The sequence below is a fragment of the Cupriavidus sp. 22TCCZM04-2 genome (assembly GCF_057798895.1).
Genome location: NZ_JBYOJS010000013.1, coordinates 162,880 through 187,333, shown reverse-complemented (window position 1 = coordinate 187,333; position 24,454 = coordinate 162,880). Strand labels below are relative to the sequence as shown.

Sequence of the window (24,454 nt, the reverse complement as noted above, 5' to 3'; positions counted from 1 at the left end):
TGTGATAGGCCCGGCTGCCGCGCGTCACTGAATTGTCGTTCCGGGTCGAATGCAGGATAATTGCCGCACCCTCCGGGCGGAAATCACATCTCCTGATGACTTCCATAAGCCGCGCCTCACTGGGGGCTGGCGCGTCAAACAGTTCATGGACATCCGGCAACTTCGCACCTTCATCACAGTCGCGCGATTCGGCAACGTCACCCGGGCGGCCGAGGCACTGCACGTCACGCAACCTGCCGTCAGTGGGCAACTGCGTCAGATGGAAGAGGAATTGGGCCTGCAACTGTTCGACCGGACGAAATCCTCCGTCGTGCTGACTCAATCCGGGCACGAGTTGTTGGTGCGCGCCGAGAAGGCGCTGGAAGCGTTTGGCGACTTCCTGCATGCAGCGAAGGCGCTCCACGGGCAAATCGAAGGGAACCTGCGCATCGGCGTCGTGATGCTCGATCCAGCAATGCTTCGCATCGGGCCGCTGCTGGCGCTGCTGGTCCGGCAATGTCCGGCGCTGAGAATCGACTTGCAGGTCGGACGTACGCCCTGGTTACGGACGGCGCTGCAGGCATCGGAAATCGACGCAGCGATCATGGTCGCGCGCACGGCGCCAAAGGGCACCGGCATGCTCGTGCTGACGCCGCTGAAGTTCCGCGTCGTTGCGCCGGCGGCTTGGGAGGCGCGCACCAACTCGACGGCGGAGCTGACGCGATTGCCTTGGATTCGCATGACGCCGCACAGCGCGCATGAGGAATTACTGAGCGAAATCCTCACACGTGCGGGCATCGCGCCGGTCGAGTCGGTGCTGGCCGACCACGAGCTGATGATCCGCGAGTTGGTCACCGCCGGCGTCGGCCTTGGGCTGTTGCGCGAAGACCTTGCGTTGGCCGCACAGGATGCCGGCGAACTGGTCTTCGTGGGGAACTACAGCGCCGATTCGAACCTCGCTCTGATCTATCCGGAAGAGCGTGAGAACGAGCCGGCAATCCGTACGGTGCGTGAGGCGCTGCGCACCCTTTGGCGGTAGGAACTGGCCGGCGAAGCACCGTTTTCGTTTCGCGAAAAATGCTGAACAGCGGTACACAGCAAACGCGAATCATGCACGCATGCTGACCACCGAGGTACCGGGCAATGGACCATTCGTGCCCAACAGGTGACGAGATTGGTGTGCCCGATGCCTTTCGAATCGTCGAGCACGGAAATCACGTTCGGCGTAACGCGGAATAATCGGACTTTACAAGTGAATCGAGGGCAGAGACCGGCCATAAGCGCCGTAGCGCCGCCCGCGCCAGCGTGAACACGTGCGTCCAGAAAGTCCGTGGTGTCTCCAGAGTTCGTAAAGCCAATCCTCCGGTAGTACACCGGCAGCGATTCATATCCTGTACGACCGATTAAGCCGCCTATCCTCGCATTGCTACGGCACTTATGTCCGCATGACTTGGATTTGGCCGAAGCGCTCTAACTCACCCGAGTGAGTGTGCGAGGGGGGAAGAAGCTTGTTCTCATACCCTACTCAAGAGGGGATGACCATTCTGCAAGTATGGTTATTATTAAGGGCAAGGCTGAGCCTGCGACGCCAGCCCCGCCACCGCCCGCGTCGCCCCCCGGCCACGCGGGCTCTTTTTTTGGGCGGTAGCGTTCAGAGTGCCGTCAAACCCAGGGCCGAGCCTTGCGACCGAGCCGTGGTGCCCGCGCCGGGGCTCAATGCAGGTGGTAGTAATGTACCGAGCGGCGGCTCAGTTCAGCGGCACGGACAGCTCGTACTTGTGCAAAGTAGCCAGTCATCTTCCAGCGTGTTGACCTGGAATCGGAACGTCATGTCCAGGGGTTGGTCCGACACGACGACGTCGCGCATCTGGTCACGACCTTGATATCCCACCGTGAGCCGGTACGCACCTGGCTTAAGTCGCATGTATAACCGTGGACCACCAGCCACAATGCGCAGCACCGCTTGCCCTCGGCGCTGGTTACAACCACGGTCGCCCCGCTTAGCGGCCTGGCGCTGCCCGCATCGATCATGCTGAGTCGGACATTGAAGCGCGCGGCGACATCTTCCATGGCCCGCCCACCGGCTTCGTCGTCTCTGGCACAAGCGTAGGGAATGCCCCGCTGCTCCATGATCAGCACGCGGTCTCCCGCCGGTTCCGCCTGCGTAGCGCAACCCGCGACCAGTAGCACAGCCAACAGCGACGACACCGCGATACCAAGGCGTTTTGAAATCTGCATTTACCGGTCCCCCATTGGATTCGACAGCGGTCCAGATTACCGGCCACGAATACGGGCCGACTGTCTCAGCGCGTCACCATCGGACCGATCGTGCTTCCGCAGCACTGGACGAACCGACCTGGCAACGAGTTGATCTGAGACGGAACTCAGGATGGCGACTGTAACGTGTCGGCCCGGTCCATTCCCAACACGATGACGTCCGCGCTCCACAGACAAAACTCCTTTCAAAGATGAATGGCCCAATCGTCTGGAAGATGGCCTGGATTTGGCGCTGTCGCTGCTGCTCCGGTGTGAGCTTGCCTCATGTGCCTCCAGCCCATCATCCTCGGGCCCATTCCGCCGAAGTACAAGGGCGGAAATCGTGGCCGCCAGGATTCTTCGTTTCATCTCTCAATTCCTTCACATTGAGAGTCACACCATCGGCAAGGGGCACTCTTGCCGATTGAATTCAATCTAGATCTCAGCGACGGCAATGATTTGCGCTGGCTCAAGAATGCTCGCATGGCGAGCGTCAGCGACCGTCCAAGTGGGCGGGCGAGACTTTGGGCAGCGACTGCTATTGCCAATCCCGAACTGTCATCTGCGCCCGGTCAAGCCCGAATCCTGACAACTTGCTGGCCCCGTGAAAGACCTACATGGCGCCCACCGATATCCACACCATCGGTCTTCGACACCGCGCGGCGGTAAACCCTTGCCAGCCGCAACCTCTTGTCAGGCCTTCGGAGACACCGGCGATGTGTTCGTGGCGAGGAATTCAAGTTCCTTTTCGGTTTCAAGGCTAGCCACCGGGGCAATTTCGATGAGATCGCTCAAGCTCCTTCTCCGATGACGTTTGCAAGAATCTCATGTTCGAGTTCGGCGGCCTGCTCGGCGCCGCGTTTCGGGTGAGCCGAAACGTCGAGCCAGGTTCCGATGATGTCCGTAAGCGGGATGCCCTCACGGAAGACAGACCGCGCTGGGGATATGGCTACAACTCCCACCGGCAGAAAAAATCTGGCCAGAATCCTATCGCACTTTTGCAAACGTGCCCGTCCCGATCGTGCGCAGCGCATCGCCATCGCGTACAACGAAGAGTGCGTCGAGGCGCCGCCGCTGAGCATAATCCCGCCCGGCCTGCTCGCCGAGCACCATCAAGGCTGTCGCGTAGGCGTCCGCCTCCGCGCATGTCGGTGCGATGACCGTCACCGACGCTATGGAACTGCGCAATGGCGCGCCGGTTCGGGGATCCATTGTGTGCGAGACGCGCGCACCACCGATGTCAGCCCAGTGGCGGTAGTCGCCAGACGTCGCGATGGCAGCGTTGCTCAGTTCGATTACGCCCATTGCAGCGTGCCGCTCGTAATCCGGGGCCTCAAGCGCAATCGCCCATGGCGACCCATCCGGCTTGCTTCCGCACGCGCGCATTTCGCCGTCGATGCCGACAAGCCATGAGTCAATCCCGTGCTCGCTCAACACGCGTGCAAGTTCGTCGACGCCGAATCCCTTTGCAATGCCGCACAGATCCAGCGCAACGGGTCCCAGCTTGCGTACCCGGCACTGTTGCACGTCCACGTCGATCAGATCGCTCACAGACAGGCATGGGCTTGCCCGCGACGTGCCCACTCCGCCCGCACGATGTGCATGCTGCTCCCCCGATGGCCCAAAGCCCCACATGCCGACCAGGTCACCGACGCCGATGTTGAAGGCATTGTGGGTGTCACGGCCGATCTCCAGCGCACGCACGAATAAAGCCGCGAGATTGCCGGGGACCGGCACCCAGCAATCCAGCTCGGCACGATTCAGCCGAGAGAGATCTGAGCTGTCCTTCCAGTTCGACATCTGCTCGTCAACCGCGCCCACTGCCGCGGCAAGCCGCGCCGACAGTTCTCTTCCATCCGTCTTCGGCGACGCATGGAAGGATGCCGTGTAGCGGGTTCCCATCGTCGCGCCGCTCACACGCCAAAGCTTGAGTTGCGTGTCTGGCAACGCCTCAATAGACATCTTCGACATAGCGTTCCTGCGCTCTCAGTTGTGCGACGGACAAGCCGGTATCCGTCAGAATGCGTTCCCACGCCTGCGCGACTCCCTCCGCCATCCTGCGGCCGCCGCACACCATGATTTGCGCGCCGTGCGTGACCAAAGTGCGCAGGCTCTGTGCATCGGCGAGAAGGCGCTCCTGCACATAGCTCCGGCTTCCGGAACGTGAGAAGGCAGTCGTGAGTGCCTGCAGCCGCTGGTCGGCTACCAGGTGCCTGAGTTCGTCGCGGTACAGGAAGCCATCGTCAGCATTGCGCGCACCGAAATACAGGTGCATCGGACGGCGGGCCGCATTGTGCCGGATGAAACCGATCAGTGGACCAATCCCGGTTCCAGCCCCGATAAGGATCACGGGCACGCTTCCGGCGCCCGGCCGAAAGCGCGCGTGCGGCCGCATGAATGCCTCAATCGTGTCGTCGGGCTGCAGGCCTGTGAGGTACCCGGAGCAAACGCCGTTCGGATGACGCCGCACGCAGATCTCGACCAGGCCGTCCGCCGTCGCGCTCGCGAGCGAGTAGTACCGGGGCGAGGTAGCGCCTGGCGGCACGACGCCGAGCAGATCCCCCGCCTCGAACCTGGGCAGCCGCGGCCGTAGCATGATAGCCCAGGATCTTGCCCCCTCGGCAGGCATGAAACGCAGCACCGAAGTCATGTCCTCCGGATCCGTACCATAGTCGTCACGTGAGACGAGCCTGAGCGGTATCGTGGGCGGCAGCGATGGCGTGTAGCGGATATCGAGCGAAACGCCGAGCCTTTCGGCAAGCCCCGTGCACCACTGCCGGAATTCGGGTTCAGACTGCCTGTCAACCGTGCCCGGATCGGTCAGTGCTTCCAGCCCCCTGGCGGTCAGCGCATCATGAACCGTTCGCGCATAGCCGCAAAAATGAGGAAACTGGCGGTCGCCGAAGCCCAAGACCCCGAACGCCACCCCGCCAGGGATCGTCAGGCGCTCGAGCTTCGGCAGGAATCGTATAGCGCTCTCCGGTGCATCGGCGTCACCGTAGGTCGCAGTCAGGACCAGCAGATACCGCAGGCTGCGGCCGGCCGCAAGATCGTTCATCGGCGCAACATGCACGCGAAGGCCAGCCCGGGTCAGCGCTGCATGCAACGCCGAAGCAAAGCCCCACGTGCTATTGCCCTCGGTGCCCACCAGCAACACGGTATCCGCGTCGCGTGCCGGCACGTTGCCGGCGAGCTTCGGCATGGCGCGTCGACGACGCAGCCAAAGCAGCAGGCCGGTTGCGGCCAGCAACGGCACCGACGCCGACGATGCGCCGAGGATCAGCCCAAGCCACCATAGTCCTTCGCCCGTGTGCAGCGTGCGGACAATCCCGTGCACACGTTGCCAGGCGTCGGCCGGCTGAAAGGCAAGCCATCTGCCTGACGATGGATCGACATAACCGGCGCCATCCGTCGTATTCACTTCGATGCTGCTGCTAGGGTCGGCCGCGTTGGCAAACGTCAACTGACGCAGCCTGGAGACATCTATTGCCAGTGCTGGCATCTGTCGCAGTGGGATTGGGGGCGTGGTAATTGCCGAAACGCTGAGAGCGGGCTCCCGCGCGCCGCCTTCCGGGATCACGCCGAACGTCGCCAACGACAGGACGACCCCGGTCATCGCCGACAGCGTGAGGCCGGCAAGCGCAACTCGTGCAGTTTCGTTATGCAGCCGCTGCACCCCGTCACCCCGGATCGGGGCCAACATGTGCTTCCACCCGCCCATCCGGCGTGAGAGCAATACAAGCCCGGACAACGCGGCGAACAGCATGAAGGCAGCAGTCGCACCCGTTGCGATCCGGCCAGCATCACCTAGAAAGAGCTTACGGTGCAGGTTCTTCAGCCAACGCTCGACAGGCGAGGGGCGATAGTCGCCGACAGCCTTGCCGGTACCTGGATCAATGATGGATGCACGCTGTTCGCCGCCGGCCTGGTAGTACGCGATGATCGCCCCTGACGGCCTGCGTACGAGTGTTTCGACGTCGGGCACCGAGGTGCTCACGCGGCTGGCGAGCGTTGCGACGTGCAGCGGAGCCTGGCCCGGACGGACGGCACTTGCGTGCTCAAGTGCCGGATTCACCGACAGCGCCGCGCCTGTCAAGGCGACGATCGTCATCAGCAATGCGGCGACGAGACCGGGGATTGAATGGAGCTTGCGTAACATCGGGCACCTCCTCGCCTGCCCCGGGTTAAAGTGAATAGCGGAACGACTTCACATAGCCGCTCCCCTTGACCGTCTTGTTCGCGCCCGAGGTGGTCAGCGGCACGACGACCTCGGACGGGTATTCCTTCATGTCCTCGACCGCCGTGTCGATGTGGACCTCATATCCGGCGTCGAGCAGCGTGTCGGACAGATCCAGCGTCGCACGCAGCGCCTTGCCTGCGCCCACGCTGGCGCCCGTAATGCCGTCTACCTTTGCGGCGCCGCCCGTGGTGCGATACCAGTCGCGCAGATGCCGGTAGTACTTCGCTTTGCGCCCTGCCACCCACAGCGTGCCCTGGTACCGTCCGGCGCGATCGGTGACATACATGGCAACGTAAGCGCCATCCCCCCCATAGCTCGACAGTTGCGTCTCGAACGAAACCTGACGCGCGGATGCCAGTGAAGGCGCGGCAAGCGCGCCGGCAAGCACGGCGATTGGGAATGCGTGTTTCATCTGGATTCTCCTGTTTTGGGCAAAAGGGGGGCCTCGCACCCATCGCTTCGGGCCTGCCGCTGCTTCGGCAGGATTAACGCCGATGAGGTACGCGGTGCGTCGGCAATAAGGGGTCAGCGGATCTGGACCTGGGGCTTCGTGCCAGGCTTCAGCAAGCCTTCGGGGGGTGCGTCAGCCGGTGGCTTGCCAGTATTCGCGCCCGGCAGGCGCCCGCGTGCTCCGCCGTGGTCGTCGTCTTCACGTTTCATGCGCACGACGTCAAGGGTGACGGGGTCAAGCTTTGCCTTGAAACGCCGGCCATCGGCATCACGACCCTTGACCTCGTAGCAACCGTCGTCGATCCTGAGCTTGTCGATCTGCCAGCCCTTTTGCTGCGCCATCGTCCGGACATCGTCGCGCGGCTTCCAGGCGTTGACCGGCGCCTCGCAGTCGTCGCTGTCGTGCGCCTGTGCGGGATGGATGCCAGCGGCGACGACAAATGCAAATATCGTGAGCGCCAAGCCTCTGGCTATTCGCAGGTGTTTCATGACTGACATCTCCCGTTCGCATCGCTGGACTCCACAATGCACCTGAAACCTGAAGCCAAGCTTGCGGACACAAGAAATTTTCTTCATGTTCGCGACAGGTTCGCGTGGCAAAGTCACGCGAGACATCTATCAGGAAGATCTTAATGAGAGTTCTTCTCATCGAGGATGAGCCCTGGCTCGGGGAGGCCGTTCGCGACCAGATCGAGAAAGACGGACATCCGACTGACTTCGTGGCCAGCCTCGCCGAGGCGCGCCGGCACCTTGCGGCCGCTAACTACGACCTGATCCTGCTCGATCTGCTGCTCCCCGACGGTCGGGGGCTTGACTTCCTGCGAGATCTTCGTGCGGGTGGCTCGACCGTGGCCGTCATCATTCTGACTGCGCTCGATCAGGTATCAAACCGTATCGCCGGGCTGAACGCCGGCGCGGACGACTATCTCGTCAAGCCCTTCGACCTGTCAGAGCTCTCCGCACGGGTGAGCGCGGTTTCACGCCGGTATTCGGGCAATCCGAATCCCCTGGTCAAGCTCGGCGAACTGCGAATCGATACAGCGCGGCGCAGCGTGATGCGCGGTGCCGCGCGCATCGACCTGACGGCCAGTGAATGGGCGCTTCTGGAAGCCCTGATCCAGCATCCGGGGATGATCGTGTCAAGAAGCCGGCTTGAGGATCGCCTTTATTCCTTCAACGAGGATATTGGCAGCAACACCATCGAGGTACATATGAGCCGACTGCGCAAGAAGCTTGGTGCCGACATCATCGAGACCCTGCGTGGGCTCGGCTATCGGCTCAAGCAGGACTGACAATGCTGCGCAGCCTGCAAGGTCGGCTCGCGACCGCGTTGGTGGCGGGGCTCGCTGTGCTGTCGCTCGCGGCCGCGGCCGCTTCATTCCACGTGCTGCGCCACGAAGTCGATCGGATGTCGGACAGTGCGTTGCAGGAAACGGCGCAGCGCCTGTTGCCGCTCGCCATCATGGATATCGTCGGGCGCGATGCGGATGGCGATGACGATGGCAGCCGCCGTATCGCAGGAGTTCGCCCGCACAACGAATTACTGACCTACGCGGTTCGCGATGACAGGGGCAAACTTCTGCTGCGATCGCACGATGCCGATTTGGCCATCTTCCCGCCTGACCTGAAAGCGGGCTTCACTTCTACGGCGTCGCACCGGATTTACGCCGAGCCGGGCTTGCAGGGCACGATCTCGCTGATGATCGCCGAGCCGCTCGCCACGCGCCGGCATGCCGTGATGGAAGCCGCGCTCGCGGTCGCCAGGGTCCTCATCCTGTTTCTGCCGGTGGGCCTGTGTGGCGTCTGGCTGATTGTCCGCACGGGGCTACGGCCAATCCGGCGCTTCTGCGGCAGCATCGCTGCACGCGACCAGAACGACCTGACACCGCTCGAAAAGAAAGAACTGCCGACGGAGGTCGCACCGATCGCCGACGCGGTCAATGACCTGATGGCTCGCCTGGACCGCGCGCTGGCCGCGGAGCGCAGCTTCACTGCCAATAGCGCGCACGAGTTGCGCACACCGATTGCCGCGGCCCTCGCACAGACGCAACGCCTCATGGACGAAATGCCTTCCGCCGCCATGCGTGAGCGCGTGCAGAACGTCGAACGGTCCTTGCACACCCTGTCGCGGGTCAGCGAAAGGCTGATGCAACTCGCGAAGGCGGAAAATGGGCGCGTGCTTGGCGATGCGCCGCAGGATCTTCGGCCGGTACTGGAACTTGTCATCGAGGATTTCCGGCGCGTGGCCTCTGCGAACCCGATCCAGCTCGAACTGCCCGACCAGCCTGTTCCGTCGTGGATCGATCAGGACGCATTTGCCATTGTCGTGCGCAATCTGGTCGAAAATGCACAGAAGCACGGCTCACATGGGCAACCTGTGGGGATTTCGCTGTTGGCCACCGGTTCGCTCACTGTGAGGAATCACGGACCGGTGCTGCCGGACAATGAACTTAAACGTCTGACAAAGCCGTTCGAGCGTGGAGCGACGACTGCCAAGGGCAGCGGACTTGGCCTTGCTATCGTCGAAGCGATTGTACGCGGCGCGGGTTCATCCCTTGAGCTACGCTCCCCGGTTCCGGGCTGGCAAGACGGCCTGCAAGTAAGCATCGACCATTTGCTTGTTGCGCCAGCGACACAGAAGCGCGCGTAAGCCAGCCAGGCCACATCGATTGCGAGGCGTTGCACAGGACACCCTGGCTCGACCGACAGGTGCCCCGGATCGGCGAGGTTCCAGCGCACGTTGCTTCGTTACGGTGGGGAAGACAATTTCCGTGAGCGTCGCCAACGTAAGCGTCGCTCATGCAGCAGACATACCCAGTCCACTCTCGTGAAGAGGTACACGGCCGCCAGAAGAAGCAACTGCGAGAGAACGAAATAGAGACCGAGATAGGCCCCGCCAAGATCCGTGCCCAGATAGCGCGAGCCCACCTGGGCCAGATTCGTCCACGCAAAATAGCTGATGAGGCGTCCGGCAAAGAATGGCAACCCGATCATCCAAAGCCGCATCCCCGTGAGGCCGTACGCAATAAAGAGATAGTTCGAGGGGAATGGGCTGAAGGCATAAGCAAGCATGAACCCCGCCGTCATGCTTTTGCGGCGCTCCAGCCACTGAGCGACTACGTCGATGTTCCGCCTGTCATCCTCACGCATCCAGCGCTGGCGCACCAGTGCAAAGGCCATCTGGGCCAAAACCAGGCGGCCGGTAGTCGCTGCACATGCCGCTGCCAGCGCCAGAAGGGCGGGGTTGGCCTCTGGCTGCGAAAGACCTACCCATGACATTACCATCCATGTCGGCGGGGCAAAGGCTGGCATCAGATTCAACCCAAAGATCACGACGACCAGGACAAGCAAGTCTGCGATGTCGCTCATCCTTGTCCTCCCAAGACAAAATAAAGCTCATCCTCCTGCGCACAATGCAGCTGCAGGATAGCATCGAGATCATAGAGGAGCCTCTGTAATTCCCGCGTGCTCGTCTCGTCCGGCCCATCCGACGGCAAGTTGGGAACGATCCTGTCCAGCAACCGAGTTAGTCCTCATTGCAGTTCCGCCAAGTGCATTTTGCGATTGACCACAAGACCTCATGCCACGTCGACCGGATCAACGTGCGTCATGACGTTGAGGACATCTTTTCGGCTCATCACTCGCCGTCTCGCCTCAAGCGCAATGTCATGCCCCTCTCTCACGCTCGCCGCTGCATTGATGTCAAGGTGGACGTCCACGAGAATCATGTCACCCATCTTCCGGGTCCGCACATCGTGCGCACCGAGCACGCCCGGTGTTTCCAGCATGGCGTTGCGAATCGCCGTTACCGTCTCCGCGTCGATCGCACGATCCATCAGGTCTCGCAGGGCACTCCGGGAAAACTGCCAGCCCATTCTTGTCACCATCAGGCCAACCACAAGCGCCGCGATCGGATCCAGCAGGTGGTAACCCAGGGTATTGCCCAGGATCCCCAGTGCCACCACCAGCGAAGATGCTGCATCCGACCGAGCGTGCCAGGCATTTGCAACCAGCATGCTTGACCGGACTCGTTCGGCGATCGCGAGCATATAGCGAAACAACAATTCCTTGGTTGCCAGCGCGCCAAGGGCGACCCAGAGCCCGACTATTCGTACTGGCTGGATTGAATCCGGATGTTGAAGCTTGAGTACGGCGTTTGACAGCATGCCGACGCCGACGACTAGCAAAAGAAGTCCAAGTATCAGCGAGGCGGCAGTCTCGAAACGCTGGTGCCCATAGTGATAGGCTTGGCTTGGCGCCTTCTTGCTATGGTGGCTGGCATACAGGACGACGAAGTCCGAAACCAGATCCGAAAGGGAGTGAATTGCGTCGGCCACCAGCGCTTGGGAGCCGGCAAAGATTCCCGCGGCTACCTGGGCGAGTGTCAGGCCGATATTGACCGCGACGCTCACGAGCGTGCTTCGTCTTGCCGCAGCCTGGCTGGCTGGCATTTCGTCCGCCTCAGGATTCACTCCATTTTGCTCTTGCATTGACAGTGCCTTGTAATTCCGTATCGGTGTGCCCCAATCCTAGAAGCGATGAGCCCCCTGTCAATCAATCCATGAGGACCGGACGCGCCATCCACTCTAGGCCCTAGACTGCGTTCAGCGGGATTTTCAGGTAGCGCACTCCGTTCGCCTCAGGTGGAGGCAATTCCCCCGCCCGGATGTTGACCTGCACTGACGGCAGTATCAGGGTGGGCATCGCTAACGTCGCGTCGCGTGCCTTGCGCATGGCCACAAACTGTTCCTCGCTCACGCCGTCGTGCACGTGGATATTGCGTTTGCGCTGGGCGCCGACCGTGGTTTCCCAGGTGGGCCCACGGCCCTCGGGCGGATAGTCATGGCACATGAATAGGCGGGTCTCGGCGGGCAGGTCCAGAAGCTTGCGGATGGAGCGGTACAACTCATGTGCGTCGCCACCCGGGAAATCGCAACGAGCTGTGCCGACGTCCGGCATGAACATCGTATCGCCGACAAAGACCGCGTCCCCAATCTGGTAAGCCATGTCGGCAGGGGTATGGCCGGGCACATGAATCGCCTTGCCGGTCAGGCCACCGATGGCAAACGTCTCATCCTCTTCGAAAAGGTGGTCGAACTGCGACCCGTCGAGCCGGAACTCAGGTTCCAGGTTGAAGAGAGTCTTGAACACCCCCTGCACACGGCGAATGTTCTGGCCGATGGCGATACGGCCGCCGAGGTGGCGTTTGAGGTAGGGCGCCGCAGACAGGTGGTCGGCGTGCGCATGCGTCTCGAGAATCCACTCGACGTGCAATTCGTGCTCGTGCACGAAGGCGATGACCTTATCGGCACTTGTCGTTGATGTCCGCCCCGCCTTGGGGTCGTAGTCGAGTACCGAGTCGATGATGGCGCACTCGGGACGCCCCTCCTGATAGACCACGTAGGTCACGGTCCAGGTCGCCGGGTCGAAGAACGGTTGAATGGTCGGTTGCATGCGTGCCTCCTTGGATGCAATACATTCTATTCACACACATTATATTTTTCAATATACTATCAAGACACAAAGTCTAGACGACCTATGGACCAGCCCCACCCCACCATTGACCTCGCCACGATGCAAGCCGCCGCGACGAACGCCTGCGCGCTGCTCAAGGTGCTCGCCAATCCGGACCGCCTACTGGTGATGTGCCGCCTGTCGCAGGACGAGTTGTCTGTTGGCGAACTGGAGGAACAGCTCGGCATCCGGCAGCCGACGCTGTCCCAGCAGCTCGCCGTGCTCCGTGAAAACGGTCTGGTGGCGACCCGCCGCGACGGCAAGAACATCTTCTATTCGGTGGCAAGCCCTCAAGCGCTTGCCGTGATGGCCGTGCTTTATCAACAGTTCTGCGCCAGTACCTCGGAGGACACGACATGCTGATTGACCTTGCCAACTTCACGCCTGGGCTGTCACTGGCCGGCGGACTCATCATTGGCACGGCGGCAGCCGTGCTGGTGCTGTTCAACGGCCGCATTGCCGGCATCAGCGGAATTTTCGGCGGCCTGCTCACCCTGCCCCGCAAAGATATGGCCTGGCGCCTGGCTTTCCTCGCCGGTCTGGTCGGCGCGCCTGTCATTGCAAGCCTGCTCGGCAAACCGGCCATTGCGGATATCCAGGCCAGCTGGGGCGAAATCCTGGCCGCCGGCTTCCTGGTGGGGCTTGGTACCCGCTACGCCAGCGGCTGCACCAGCGGCCATGGCGTGTGTGGCATCTCGCGCGGCTCCATCCGCTCGCTGGTCGCCACCCTGACATTCATGGTGGCGGGATTCCTCACGGTTTTCGTGCAACGGCACCTGATTGGAGGCTGACATGACCGCCATTACCGCACTGCTCGCAGGCCTGCTCTTCGGCGTCGGCCTGATGGTCTCCGGCATGGCCAATCCGGCCAAGGTACTGGGCTTTCTCGACCTTGCAGGAACTTGGGACCCGTCCCTCGCCTTTGTAATGGTCGGCGCGATTCTCCTTGGTTCGCTTGCCTTCCTGATTGCCAAGCGCCGCAAGCGCTCTTTCCTGGGGTTGCCCGTGCAACTGCCGGCCAGCACGACCGTGACGCTGCGGCTGGTGCTGGGCAGCGCCGCATTCGGCGTCGGCTGGGGGCTGGCTGGCTTCTGCCCGGGCCCTGCGCTGGTGGCCTTGGGCGCGGGCTATCCGAAGGCCGTTGGCTTTGTGGCGGCGATGGTGGCCGGCATGGTCGTATTCGAAGTCGCCGAGCGGGCCAAGTCGCCCCTGCAACGGGCGTAAGCGGGCCGGCACTTGGCAGCCATGTCCACCAAACACGTCTATTAAGCGGTAAATCGATGGAAAGCATCTTTGTCAGCAGCGCGATGCTCGGCGCCGTCGTTGGCCTCATCCTGGCGCTGACCGGCGCAGGCGGCGCCATTCTCGCGGTGCCTCTGCTGCTATTCGTGCAGCATCTTAGCGTCGCCGAGGCCGCGCCGGTCGCGCTGCTTGCGGTCGGCCTGTCTGCCGCAGTCGGGGCCTTGCTTGGACTCCGTGCAGGCATTGTGCGTTACCGCGCTGCCCTACTGATGGCGGTCGCCGGCACGCTGTTCTCACCCGTTGGCTTGTGGCTCGCCCACCGCCTCCCGAACGGCCCGCTGACGCTGCTCTTCGCAGCCGTGCTGGCCTTTGTGGCATTGCGGATGTTCCGGCAGGCGACCGTCAGCAAGCAGGAACACCAGACAGGACCCGGGCAACCCATTCAGCCTTGCCAACTGGATAACCGCACCGGCCGCTTTGTCTGGACTGCATCCTGCACCCGCGCGCTGGCGCTGTCTGGTGTTGGTGCCGGGTTTCTGTCTGGCTTGCTCGGCGTGGGCGGAGGCTTTGTCATCGTGCCGGCTCTGAAAAAAGCGACCAACGCTCCCGTACACGCTATCGTGGCGACGTCCCTCGCGGTCATCACGCTGGTATCCGCTTCCGGCGTCATCTCAACCGCCATTGCCGGACGAATGAACTGGCAACTCGGCGTGCCGTTTGCCGCTGGCGCCATGCTGGCCATGCTGATTGGTCGGCGCGTGGCCAGTCGGTTAAGTGGCCACAAATTGCAACAGGGCTTTGCGCTGGTATCCGGCTTGATAGCCATGGGCATGGTAGTGAAAGTCGCATTGGCCGGATGAATGCGAGCGACCAAATTACAAATAATCGATACAGCCCTCTCCTAGGAGACACCCGTGAACAGAATCAAATTGCATGCTCTAACCATCGCCTTGCTGGCTGCTGTCAGTGTGCCAGCACTCGCCCAGTCGCCGGGCGCGCCCATGTCCGTGCCTGATGAGGCGACGATTCCCAAGGGACCGATGGGAGATGCCATCAAGCGTGGCAAGGAGTTGCTGACGGATACCCACAAGCAACTTCCGAAAAATGTTGGCAACGGCTTGAACTGCACGAGCTGTCACCTCAACGCTGGCACCACCGCTTATGCATCGCCCTGGGTAGGCCTCGCCGGCGCATTCCCGGAATACCGCTCGCGCAGCGGCAAGGTCATCTCGCTGCAGGAACGCATCAATGACTGCTTCCAGCGCTCGATGAACGGCAAGCCGCTGCCGTTCGATTCGGCCGAAATGAACGCCGTCATGGCCTATATGAAGTGGCTGTCCACCGGCGTCCCGACCGGCACTAACGTCATTGGTCGAGGTTTCGAAAAGATTGATACCTCCCTGACGCCAGACCCGGTCCATGGCAAGGCTCTGTACGCCGCGCAATGCGCGTCCTGCCACGGCGCCGAAGGCTTGGGCACCAGGAACCCGGCAGGCGGCTATGTCTTCCCTCCGGTCTGGGGCAAAGACTCATTCAATGTAGGCGCAGGGATGGCACGCATGTACACCGCGGCCGCGTTCGTGAAACACAACATGCCGCTTGGCCAGGGCGGAACGCTGTCGGCCCAGGACGCAGTCGACGTTGCCGCATACTTCACGCAGCAGCCGAGACCGGATTACGCGGCGAGAGTGAAAGACTGGCCCAAGGGCGACAGGCCAAAGGACGCACGCTAGCCACGAGGGAGTGCCCCAGTACCACCAATTTAATGGGCTTGCGCTACATCATGACCACGTATCCGGCAATAAGCGAAACTTAATAGAGCTTTCGCTTTTCCCGTTGGATGCAGTCGAAAGCCAGTCCATGTTTTCGTCTGCCCAGCTTTCTTTATAAAAGGAGTCTGCCATGCAAGCAAATGTTGGAACCGTTGACCGAGTCCTCAGAATTGTCGTTGGACTGGTCTTGATTGGTCTGGCTGCGACCGGGCGCATTGGTGCCTGGGGCTGGATTGGCATCTTGCCACTCCTGACCGGCATCGTGCGTGTCTGCCCTGCCTATGGCATTCTGGGTGTGAAGACGTGCTCGACACCAAAGTCTGACGCAAAGTAATCCCGCTACAGCGCGTGAGCCGCTAACTTTCCGCTCGTGGCAATCAAGATGGCAAGTAAGCCGCCCGCCTCAATCCCCAAAGGAAGAAAATTTTATGAGTGGCATTCCTGAATTTAAGACGGTGGTGAAGGATGTGTCCGCGCAGATGCGGCACCTGCGCGAAAGCCAGCCGGATTTGATGACAGCCTTCAGCCAACTGGCTGCCGCCGGGACCAAGGAGGGCGCGCTCAGCAAGAAGACACGGGAGTTGGTGGCTCTCGGTATTGCCGTCGCCTGCCGCTGTGACGACTGTATCGGCTTTCACGTCCAGGCCCTTGTCAGACTGGGCACCACGCGAGCCGAACTGGAGGAGGTGCTGGGAACGGCCGTATATATGGGAGGCGGCCCATCGATGATGTATGCCACGCATGCGCTCGCGGCGTTTGAGGAATTCTCATCGTGATGAAGGTGTGAGGCTGCTCAGGCGGGTCGAGCAACCTCGTCTTATTCGGCCGCGCCTCGGCCTGCAGGCCAAGGCGCGGGCCCCGCTCAGCGTTCTGGAACACTCACGGTTGGCCGATTTTCCAGCGTCCATTCAATCATCGAGCCATCATATAGACGGACCTGCGGAATCTTGAGGATTTCCGACATCACAAACCAGGCGCCGGAACCAAGGTGTCCGGTGTTGCAGTATGTGATGGTGGGGCCAGCAATGCGTACGCCAGACTCTGCGAAGATGGCTTTGTAGGCAGCCGGCGAAAGAAATTTCGCAACCCCGCCTTCCGTTTTTAACTGGACATCCGGTGGGAACGGACGAGCTCCGGGGATATGCCCATACCCCTTGACGTCAGCTCGCTTCACCAACCCATAGAATTGGGGCAGGTCGCGAGCATCCACCAACTGAGTTCCCTCGTCCTTGACCGCTCGAGCCACATCTTCCGATTCCGCCAGCAGGTCCTTGTTCTCACCTGTGCTGACCCAGTTCCCTTTCACAGGCACATTGGCTGCGTTGCTTACGGCGCGCCCTTCCCTGAGCCAACCGGCTAGTCCGCCATCGAGGACAGCCAAATTCTTCTCACCGTAATACTTGAACTGCCAGTAGAGCCTGGTCGCCTGCTCGACATCCGAGGGATTCTCACCCACCGGAACAAGAACGATTGACTTATTCGCCACGACACCGGCGGCTTGCATCAATTTCTCGAACTCGGCCTTCTCCGGGTTCATGAACTTCACAGTCAGGTTTCCAATCTTTCGGTCAGTCCGGATGGTCTGGAAATCCACGGCCAGTGCTCCGGGAATATGCCCGCCCGGCACGACCATGACCTTGCGCCCGGTCTTCGCGTCCGTCTCGTAGACGGGTTGTGACGCGAAAGATTTGGTATCGCTCCGGATATCGACTATCTGTACCTCACGACCATGTTGCGCCAGCCACGCTGCGTTGACTAAGGCCCCGGCAGTTCGAGCGCCAGAGCCGTGCCAGCCGCAGTTAAGCCAATCAACAGCAGGCAAAATCCTCGCATGGTGAGTCTCCTTCTTTTTCAATGTCAGCCCATCTGGCACTGAATTCTGCGTCGATTTGCAGCAGGCGCTCGGGGACATTAACTGGAACCTCGGTAATGATGTGGAGGCTTCTGTCTTCCAGAGCAGTCTCGCTTCCATGCCTGCGCGCATGCGCCGTCATGATGGCATCACGCTGCTCCAGCAACGTCCCGATACTGTCTCGGTAAATGCATATCATTGCGGTCAACCAGCGTGCGACCGGCGCCAGTCGGCCTGTGGTTGCGAGGCCGAAACCGTCCAGCATCCGCGCCAGGCTTGATGCGGGAAGCCAGTCCTCCCCCGTGACCCAGCGATTGGTCGTGAACAGCCGAAGCGCCTCTCCTCTTGCCGTGATGGAGATGCCCGCCAGATGGCTGTAGCCGCTTCGTCGCCCCCTTGTGCCGCCGCTCGGAACAAACAGGTGGAAGTGTCCATGCTCGTCCTTCATGCTCTCCGACGCAGAGTGGGCGTGATAGTAGGCAATGGCCCCAGTTTCCTTATCCCGGATATTGGCGGCGGGATAGTGGTTCCATTCGACGAAAACCCGGCTACCCGCGAGTGCCGCGAGCGCAATACTCTGCCCCCGCCTGGCGTAGCTCGCCTGAATATTCAGCAGACTTTCGGCAGCCAGATAACGGCGGCCGAGTTCGCTCGCGTCCATACCCGTTCAGCGAGTGGGAGCGCAGGGACTACCTTGGGTTACCGGGCCACGAGGCTTTGACGGCGCGCATGGATTCTGCCCCGTGCTGCGTTGCCCCGGAGCGCACGGACTGCCCGAGGTGCCTGCCCTCGTCCGACCTTTGGGTGTACCTGGGCTGGCCATCTGCCCACTCCCAGCCTGGGGAGAACTGCTCCCGCGTTGTGTTGCCGTATCGGCGGCTGTAGCAGCGGGAGCCGCTGCTGCACAACTCATGGCGATCGCGAGGGCCTGCACTGCTTGCGTCAACCTCCGCCCGGGCATGTTTGCCGATTTCATAAGCGTACCCCAGTCGATGAAGTGTTTCGCGCTGGTGTGTCGGTGGCCATGACCTGTTCTGCCGTCATGGGCCCGTTAAGGCGACGCTCGAACCGAACGCCGAGCCTGAACAGCAAAAAGGCGATGGCAATTAGTGCTGCCAATATCAGCCACGTTGGAACGCCGAGCGCCTCTGGCAACGTATCCGCGCCGCCGGTATCGCCCAGGCTGGTCCAGCCGCCGATCGCAGGAAAAAATAAAGCAAACGAAGCTGTGCCGATGACCATGCCGACTCCGAAAAGAAGGGCATCGACACGCCCGGAAAGAAGGCCAACAACAGAGGTTCCGGGGCAGTAGCCACCAATTGCGAAGCCGGCTCCCAGCATGGCCCCACCAATTGCCACGCCCCCCAGATAGGCGGGGGGGACGAACACCTTGCCCACATCAAGGACATCAGCCTGCGCAAAAAAATGCAGGCCGAGCGCGGCGACGACGATGGCCGTAAACATGACCTTGAAGACGGACCAGTCGGACAGCCTGAACTGCGCAGTCAACTTGCATGGGCTTCCGAACCCTGCGTTCTCCAGGACGTATCCGAACAGGAATCCGCAGAGTAGCCCCGATGCAAGGCCTATATCGTTAGCGGGAAATATCATTGCGGACCTCCTTTCACCACGCGGCTGACGATGAGGCCTGCGACAAAGAACGCCAGCAAGAATACAAAACCGGCCTCACCAAGAACTGCAGAGCCGGATAACCCCATCCCGCTGGTGCACCCGGAAGCAACTCGGGCACCAAATCCCGAGAGGGCACCGCCGACAACGGCAAGGAGGCTACGGCCTACGGCTCCGTACGGCCGCCTGCCATCCAGGTGGATGCGAAAACGGCCAGCGCTCCAGCTTGCACATAGGGCTCCAAGCGCTACCCCAAGAACCTCCCATGTAATCCAGTTCGCGAGTGGATTGCCAGATCCCAGGAGCGGACCGAGGTATTCGTTGCCTTGCGTGGCCGCAGGTGCGAGTTCCCCACCTAGCCAGGCAGCAAGACGGGTCGTGAAGCCAGACGCGCCAAGCCCGTGCCCGGTCAGCAGGAAAGTCAGGAGTAAAACAAGCCCCAGCGCAACGCCCGCAAGCAGAGGTGACCAGAAGGGGCGTATCCGCCCGGACGCTGCTTTGACCATGGTTGACGTCATTGGGGTTACCGCGGCACCTGCCTCCACATCTGATGGTTAAGCATCATTTGCTCCATCATAAGGTAGTGAAGGTCTGCGTATTGGTCCGACATATACTGCCGCTCTCTCACCTGCTCCGGCGTGAGCTTGGAATAGTAGCCCCCCATCCCTTGCCACCCCATCCCAGGCCCGCCCATCATGCCCCCGCCGTGCATTCCCGGGCCACCCATCATGCCGCCACCCCGCATTCCGGGTCCTCCCATCATTCCGGGCCCCCAAAGCCCACGCATCATGCCCATCGTGGCCTGCATCGTCATCCAATGGTCCTCAAGCAGTTTCTGTCGCTCCTTCGGGTCCTGGGTTTGCCGAATCTTTTCCATCTCGTCCTGCATCTGCTTTATGTTCGCGCGGACCTGCGCCACCTGCTTGTCGAACTCAGCTACGTTAACCTTCTCTTGAGTCGTTTGAGCGCCCTTGCTCGCGGGCTTCGCTTGCTGTGCGAGCGCGGGAGCAGTAGAAAGTACCAACGCGGAAAGAACGGATATCAGAGTTACATTTTTCATTTTCTTCTCTTTCATATCGGTTGAGATAAATTCGGTTTTCCATGCGGCATGAGAGGTCATTGACCTAGTACGGCAATCCCTCTTCGATAGGCAGGGAGGGGTCCCTGGACCATTCATTCCACGAGCCGAGATAAAGGCGAACGTCCCTGATACCGGCCTCCTCCAGTGCAACAAATGTATTGGAGGCTCGCGCCCCTTTGAAGCAGAACACAACAACCGGGGTATCAGGACGAATACCCACGGTGGCACACTCGGCAAGAATTTCTGCGGGCGACTTGAACATCTGCCCAGCGGGGGTCGGCTTCATCATTCGATACCACTCCAGCCAGACGGAGCCGGGAATGCGGCCATTTCGGGGGCAAAAATCCTTGCCATAAGGAGACGAGCTTGCGGCAATCCATTCATCGACGTCGCGTACATCGAGCTTCACGATGTGCGGGTCTGCAACGGCGTTCTTCATTCCAGCCAGGTCGACAAGGATGCTGCTGCCTGCGCCCGTATCTGGGGGAAACTCGGAAGGAGTCGGCGCAGGGACTTCGGTCGTGCTTGGCAGCGCGGCGGCACGCCATGCACTGTAACCGCCGTGAAGTACCTTGATTTTGTCGCGGGGATAGCCGAGATGTCGGAGCAGCACATAACCCCGACAGGACTGGCCAAATCCAGTTGTCATCGACTGTTCGTAGATGACGGCCGTCTCCTGTCCTGACAGTCCAGCCTTCGCAAATGCCGCAGTGAATGTTTCGCGCAAGGTGGCAAGACCTTGTGGTGTTGTGGTCGCCAGATAGGTAAATATCTCATGGATATTCACCGCGCCTGGCAGATGGGCTTCGGCGTAACTTGCTGCGTCTCTTGTGTCGATGAGTACGACCGGCCCGGACTTCACTAGCTGCGCCAACTCCGCCGGTGAAATAAGAACTCTCTCGTGCATGGCAATCTCCCACCTGACTTGGCCGGTGTTTGGTCCGAAGACAGGACCACATGCCGACGTGGCGCGGCGCCTACCGATTGAATCTAGGCGAAGACGGATAGACCACTTTGATGCTCATCAAAGTAAAACCCAGTGGGAACCCTTCTGAGGCAGTAGCGCCACCGGGTAATGCGGACTGACTTGTTTCGTTAAGAACGTGGCCGACGCTCGGGCGGTCAAGAATCGCTCTCACCTTACAAGTACGCGAACGCCTGGTTGTTCCATCCTGCGGGGGACGGCGGCCCAGTGCAGTTCCTTTTGCGGCTCGTCGCTATATCCCTTCTTGATTCACCTCCTCGACGTCGCTCGCCCATTTAGGGGTGAGGCTGATTTATGCCGCAATCCATACATTCTGGCGAATTCGCCTGAGCGATTCACCCAAGATTTGTTTTTCCGCAACTGCTTGGCGCCCTTGCCGCGACATGCTTGTTTTGTTGGCTGTTGCCCGCAGCCTCGTCCAAGACTCCGAAAGGAAGTCATCATGAAAAAGCTGGAAGTGTTTGACCCCGCCATGTGCTGCTCGACTGGCGTCTGCGGCATCGACGTCGACCCCGTACTGGCTCAGTTTGCAGCGGACCTGAAGTGGGTCGAAGAGCATGGCGTCATGGTGGCGCGCTACAACCTGGGCCAGGAGCCGCAAGCGTTCGTGGCCAACCCCGCCGTGGTCAAGGAGATGGAAGGCGGCATGGACCGCCTGCCTATCATTGCCGTCGATGGCCATATCGTCTCCACCGGCATGTACCCCTCGCGCCAGCAACTGGCGCAGAAGCTCAACATCGCGCTGACGACCGCCGAGAAGCCCCGCGTCAGGCTGGGCGGCTGCACTCCCGGCTCCGGCTGCTGCTGAAGCGGAGGCGCTATGTCCATGCCTTCGACCAGTACCCGCTACCTGTTCTTCACCGGCAAAGGCGGGGTCGGCAAGACCTCGCTGTCCTGCGCCACCGGCCTGGCACTGGCCGAATCCGGGAAGTCGGTGCTCATCGTCAGCACCGACCCGGCGTCCAACCTGGACGAGGTACTAGGCGTGGGCCTGAGCCAAGTGCCGACGGCCATACCCGGGGCCAGCGGTCTGTTTGCGCTGAACATCGACCCCGAAGCCGCGGCACACGCCTACCGCGAACGCATGGTGGCGCCCTACCGAGGCATCCTGCCGGCGGCGGCAGTCCAGAGCATGGAGGAACAATTCTCCGGCGCGTGTACCGTCGAGATTGCCGCGTTTGATGAATTCTCGAAGCTCCTGGGTGACCCATCTGCCACGGCCGAGTTCGACCACGTCATCTTCGATACCGCCCCCACTGGTCACACACTGCGGCTGCTGACCTTGCCTTCGGCATGGGACCAGTTCATCTCCTCGTCCACGGGCGGCGCCTCCTGCCTCGGTCCACTGGCCGGCCTGGAAAAGCAAAAAGCGCTGTATGCGGCTACCGTCGTGCAACTCTCCAGTGCAGCTGAGACAACCGTTATCCTGGTTGCCCGGCCCGATACCGCGTCGTTACGCGAAGCCAACCGCACACGCGCCGAACTGGCCGACCTCGGAATACGGAATCAGAGCCTGGTGGTCAATGGCTTGTTCTCGGATGCATCCTCGGATGACCCGATTGCGACCGCCATGGCGCAGCGGGCGGCCGAGGCGCTGGCAAACATGCCGGTGGAACTGGCTGGATTGCCACAGACACGCATTCCCTTCCTGCCGCGCGGGACCGTCGGCCTGGAGGCGCTGCGCGAGATGGCCCACCCGGAGACCGTTGCGCCTCCGACCGGCCATGAGACGCCCGAAACTAGCTTACCGCCTGGTCTGAACGGTCTGGTCGAAAAGATGGCCTGCGCCGGCCACGGCGTCATCATGACGATGGGCAAAGGTGGCGTGGGCAAGACCACGGTAGCCGCAGCCATTGCCGTTGCACTTGCAAACAAGGGCCACCCGGTTGTGCTGTCGACGACCGACCCGGCCGCACATATCGCTGCCACGATCGACGGTGCGATTCCAGGCCTGACTGTGAGCCGTATCGACCCGTCCCAGGAAGTGCGGCAGTACACCGAAGAGGTGCTCGCCAAGTCCGGTCAGCAACTGGACGCCGCCGGGCGTGCGATGCTCGAAGAAGACCTGCGTTCGCCATGTACCGAGGAGATAGCGGTGTTCCGGGCTTTTGCGCGTACGGTGGACGGAGGCAAGAACGGATTTGTCGTGCTGGACACGGCCCCCACCGGCCACACCATCTTGCTGCTCGACGCAGCCGAGGCGTATCACCGCGAAGTAATGCGCACCCAAGGAGATATGCCTGAGGCCGTCCGACAGCTGTTGCCGCGCCTGCGCGACCCTGACTACACGCGGGTGCTCATCGTTACGTTGCCGGAGGCCACACCGGTTCACGAGGCAGAGCGCCTCTGCAAAGACTTGGCGCGCGCAGGCATTAAGCCTTATGCGTGGGTCATCAACCAGTCGCTCCTGGCGAGTGGAACGACCCACCGTGTACTGTGCCAGCGCGGTGCCTATGAGGTGCCGTTCATTCGCCGTGTCGCGGACCAGCTGTCGCGTGAATGCGCGCTCATACCGTGGCTCGCCGAGGCCCCGGTCGGGCGAGCGGGCCTGGAACATCTGATCACTCGGCAGCATTACGGCGAGGCGCAATTGTCTTCAGTGAGGTAACACCCGCCATGGTCAATGCCGACATGACCAAGTCGGTCGGCATGGTCGGCGCCATCGACCAACCGACGACCTTGCGCGAGTGCAAAGCGCCGAACGGCCGTTTCACCAAGCTCCAACGACCGGCAAACGTCGCTGACCGATAATCCTTGGTCTCACACCATCCGTACTACTTCCAGCTTGATGCTGGCGTCAAACTTTCGGCGCTTGTCATCTATCTTTTTTCCTCGTCGATTCCGGATTGTCCTCCTATCGACCTGTCCGAGGAAATTAGACCACCACTGTCCAAGTAAGACAGCGCCGGCCCGAACTGTTAAGTTCCGAAAAGAGTCACTGGGGACTGCGACAACTTGATGACAAAACACGCAAGTCATAGCCTGCCCTTCGGGGATGGGACCGTGAGTTCCGAGCATGAAATTGAGAAACAGCCTATACCGCTTCTACCAACACCAGGCTCGCAGTTGTTGGCGCCTGTGTACCAAGGTCACCGCCTGATTAAGGTGTCTACGTTCGCTCCGGCATGGAAGACTTTTTTGAATCCGTCCTCTGACGCATTGCGCCGAAGGCTCGCCCCCATTTGGGTGCAAAGTGCGCAGCGGCTCGCCGCGAGGCATCCCCCCGTTAATGGGTTAAGTTGCCAGGCGATACCCATCCATTAAACAATTTTTAATTCTCGCTTGAATAAAAAGAAATGAAAAACTGCTAACCACCCCCTTGCTGCGGTCATCTTCAAAGTGAAATCGGCATGTATAGTTAGGTGCGGACGATGCCGTTGGGCCCGCGTGGCTTGGCCCTGTGTACACCGATCCGGCAGAGATAAGAATTCCGGCAGCTGGCGCCTGACGCGCC

The 24,454-nt window shown here is 61.2% G+C and carries 27 protein-coding genes; 13 read left to right on the top strand and 14 right to left on the bottom strand.

Annotation, left to right across the window (positions count from 1 at the left end; all coding sequences use genetic code 11):
• The first annotated feature begins 145 nt into the window (after positions 1-145).
• Positions 146-1,018 (top strand): LysR family transcriptional regulator, encoded by an 873-nt coding sequence (locus AC3FKG_RS19760; RefSeq protein WP_483713537.1) that lies wholly within the window; start codon positions 146-148, stop codon positions 1,016-1,018.
• A 788-nt stretch (positions 1,019-1,806) separates the two neighbouring features.
• Here AC3FKG_RS19760 and AC3FKG_RS19755 read toward each other — a convergent pair.
• The 5 genes from AC3FKG_RS19755 to AC3FKG_RS19735 all read right to left on the bottom strand — a co-directional run bounded on the left by AC3FKG_RS19755 (position 1,807) and on the right by AC3FKG_RS19735 (position 7,414).
• Positions 1,807-2,217 carry a hypothetical protein gene (locus tag AC3FKG_RS19755; protein ID WP_488743950.1) on the bottom strand — a complete coding sequence of 137 codons (411 nt, stop codon included), beginning with the start codon at positions 2,215-2,217 and terminating at the stop codon, positions 1,807-1,809.
• 1,005 nt (positions 2,218-3,222) lie between these two features.
• Positions 3,223-4,206, bottom strand: coding sequence for an FAD:protein FMN transferase (locus tag AC3FKG_RS19750; RefSeq protein ID WP_488743949.1), 984 nt, complete (start codon positions 4,204-4,206; stop codon positions 3,223-3,225).
• Complete coding sequence (locus AC3FKG_RS19745; protein ID WP_488743948.1) at positions 4,187-6,394, bottom strand: PepSY domain-containing protein; 2,208 nt, start codon at positions 6,392-6,394, stop codon at positions 4,187-4,189. The genes AC3FKG_RS19750 and AC3FKG_RS19745 overlap by 20 nt, the downstream gene beginning before the upstream one ends.
• A 25-nt stretch (positions 6,395-6,419) precedes the next feature.
• On the bottom strand, positions 6,420-6,887 hold the full coding sequence (locus tag AC3FKG_RS19740; protein ID WP_483713533.1) for a DUF2271 domain-containing protein: 468 nt from the start codon (positions 6,885-6,887) through the stop codon (positions 6,420-6,422).
• A 113-nt stretch (positions 6,888-7,000) separates the two neighbouring features.
• Positions 7,001-7,414: a PepSY domain-containing protein gene (locus AC3FKG_RS19735; protein ID WP_483713531.1), complete on the bottom strand. Its 414-nt coding sequence runs from the start codon at positions 7,412-7,414 to the stop codon at positions 7,001-7,003.
• A 143-nt stretch (positions 7,415-7,557) separates the two neighbouring features.
• On the opposite strand from AC3FKG_RS19735, the gene AC3FKG_RS19730 reads away from it, so the two are divergent.
• Positions 7,558-8,217 (top strand): response regulator, encoded by a 660-nt coding sequence (locus AC3FKG_RS19730; protein WP_488743947.1) that lies wholly within the window; start codon positions 7,558-7,560, stop codon positions 8,215-8,217.
• Between the two features lie 2 nt (positions 8,218-8,219).
• Positions 8,220-9,575 carry a sensor histidine kinase gene (locus tag AC3FKG_RS19725; protein ID WP_488743946.1) on the top strand — a complete coding sequence of 452 codons (1,356 nt, stop codon included), beginning with the start codon at positions 8,220-8,222 and terminating at the stop codon, positions 9,573-9,575.
• A gap of 98 nt (positions 9,576-9,673) precedes the next feature.
• On the opposite strand, the gene AC3FKG_RS19720 is transcribed toward AC3FKG_RS19725, so the two are convergent.
• From AC3FKG_RS19720 to AC3FKG_RS19710, 3 genes are all read right to left on the bottom strand, one after another.
• Positions 9,674-10,285 (bottom strand): hypothetical protein, encoded by a 612-nt coding sequence (locus AC3FKG_RS19720; RefSeq protein WP_488743960.1) that lies wholly within the window; start codon positions 10,283-10,285, stop codon positions 9,674-9,676.
• Between the two features lie 218 nt (positions 10,286-10,503).
• Positions 10,504-11,415, bottom strand: a complete 912-nt coding sequence (locus AC3FKG_RS19715; RefSeq protein WP_488743945.1) for a cation diffusion facilitator family transporter — start codon at positions 11,413-11,415, stop codon at positions 10,504-10,506.
• A 103-nt stretch (positions 11,416-11,518) separates the two neighbouring features.
• Positions 11,519-12,379, bottom strand: a complete 861-nt coding sequence (locus AC3FKG_RS19710; protein WP_483713526.1) for an MBL fold metallo-hydrolase — start codon at positions 12,377-12,379, stop codon at positions 11,519-11,521.
• A gap of 84 nt (positions 12,380-12,463) precedes the next feature.
• On the opposite strand from AC3FKG_RS19710, the gene AC3FKG_RS19705 reads away from it, so the two are divergent.
• From AC3FKG_RS19705 to AC3FKG_RS19675, 7 genes are all read left to right on the top strand, one after another.
• Positions 12,464-12,802 (top strand): metalloregulator ArsR/SmtB family transcription factor, encoded by a 339-nt coding sequence (locus tag AC3FKG_RS19705; RefSeq protein WP_483713525.1) that lies wholly within the window; start codon positions 12,464-12,466, stop codon positions 12,800-12,802.
• Entirely contained in the window at positions 12,796-13,230 is a 435-nt protein-coding gene (locus AC3FKG_RS19700; protein ID WP_483713523.1) for a YeeE/YedE family protein, read from the top strand. The genes AC3FKG_RS19705 and AC3FKG_RS19700 overlap by 7 nt, the downstream gene beginning before the upstream one ends.
• Before the next feature lies 1 nt (position 13,231).
• The gene (locus AC3FKG_RS19695) at positions 13,232-13,663 is read left to right on the top strand and encodes a DUF6691 family protein (RefSeq protein WP_483713522.1); all 432 of its coding nucleotides are present in this window, start codon (positions 13,232-13,234) and stop codon (positions 13,661-13,663) included.
• Positions 13,664-13,719: 56 nt separating this feature from the next.
• The gene (locus tag AC3FKG_RS19690; RefSeq protein ID WP_488743944.1) at positions 13,720-14,541 is read left to right on the top strand and encodes a sulfite exporter TauE/SafE family protein; all 822 of its coding nucleotides are present in this window, start codon (positions 13,720-13,722) and stop codon (positions 14,539-14,541) included.
• A 54-nt stretch (positions 14,542-14,595) separates the two neighbouring features.
• A complete protein-coding gene (locus AC3FKG_RS19685; RefSeq protein ID WP_488743943.1) occupies positions 14,596-15,414 on the top strand; it encodes a c-type cytochrome in 819 nt (272 codons plus the stop codon).
• Positions 15,415-15,583: 169 nt separating this feature from the next.
• Positions 15,584-15,787, top strand: coding sequence for a YgaP family membrane protein (locus tag AC3FKG_RS19680; RefSeq protein WP_483713517.1), 204 nt, complete (start codon positions 15,584-15,586; stop codon positions 15,785-15,787).
• Between the two features lie 94 nt (positions 15,788-15,881).
• Positions 15,882-16,229, top strand: coding sequence for a carboxymuconolactone decarboxylase family protein (locus AC3FKG_RS19675; RefSeq protein WP_483713516.1), 348 nt, complete (start codon positions 15,882-15,884; stop codon positions 16,227-16,229).
• A gap of 86 nt (positions 16,230-16,315) precedes the next feature.
• On the opposite strand, the gene AC3FKG_RS19670 is transcribed toward AC3FKG_RS19675, so the two are convergent.
• From AC3FKG_RS19670 to AC3FKG_RS19645, 6 genes are all read right to left on the bottom strand, one after another.
• Positions 16,316-17,308, bottom strand: coding sequence for a sulfurtransferase (locus tag AC3FKG_RS19670; protein ID WP_488743942.1), 993 nt, complete (start codon positions 17,306-17,308; stop codon positions 16,316-16,318).
• Entirely contained in the window at positions 17,262-17,966 is a 705-nt protein-coding gene (locus tag AC3FKG_RS19665) for a DUF6969 family protein (RefSeq protein ID WP_488743941.1), read from the bottom strand. Before AC3FKG_RS19665 ends, AC3FKG_RS19670 begins: the two co-directional genes overlap by 47 nt.
• A gap of 311 nt (positions 17,967-18,277) precedes the next feature.
• Complete coding sequence (locus AC3FKG_RS19660; RefSeq protein ID WP_488743940.1) at positions 18,278-18,916, bottom strand: DUF6691 family protein; 639 nt, start codon at positions 18,914-18,916, stop codon at positions 18,278-18,280.
• Complete coding sequence (locus tag AC3FKG_RS19655) at positions 18,913-19,440, bottom strand: YeeE/YedE thiosulfate transporter family protein (protein WP_488743959.1); 528 nt, start codon at positions 19,438-19,440, stop codon at positions 18,913-18,915. Before AC3FKG_RS19655 ends, AC3FKG_RS19660 begins: the two co-directional genes overlap by 4 nt.
• Before the next feature lie 17 nt (positions 19,441-19,457).
• Positions 19,458-20,054, bottom strand: a complete 597-nt coding sequence (locus AC3FKG_RS19650) for a hypothetical protein (RefSeq protein ID WP_488743939.1) — start codon at positions 20,052-20,054, stop codon at positions 19,458-19,460.
• Positions 20,055-20,058: 4 nt separating this feature from the next.
• Positions 20,059-20,922: a sulfurtransferase gene (locus AC3FKG_RS19645; RefSeq protein ID WP_488743938.1), complete on the bottom strand. Its 864-nt coding sequence runs from the start codon at positions 20,920-20,922 to the stop codon at positions 20,059-20,061.
• 520 nt (positions 20,923-21,442) lie between these two features.
• Here AC3FKG_RS19645 and arsD point away from each other — a divergent pair.
• The 3 genes from arsD to AC3FKG_RS19630 are packed head-to-tail and all read left to right on the top strand — an operon-like array spanning position 21,443 to position 23,751.
• Entirely contained in the window at positions 21,443-21,808 is a 366-nt protein-coding gene (gene arsD, locus AC3FKG_RS19640) for an arsenite efflux transporter metallochaperone ArsD (RefSeq protein WP_483713508.1), read from the top strand.
• A gap of 12 nt (positions 21,809-21,820) precedes the next feature.
• Positions 21,821-23,608, top strand: a complete 1,788-nt coding sequence (gene arsA / locus AC3FKG_RS19635; RefSeq protein WP_488743937.1) for an arsenical pump-driving ATPase — start codon at positions 21,821-21,823, stop codon at positions 23,606-23,608.
• 8 nt (positions 23,609-23,616) lie between these two features.
• Positions 23,617-23,751: a hypothetical protein gene (locus AC3FKG_RS19630; RefSeq protein WP_488743936.1), complete on the top strand. Its 135-nt coding sequence runs from the start codon at positions 23,617-23,619 to the stop codon at positions 23,749-23,751.
• Positions 23,752-24,454 lie beyond the last annotated feature (703 nt).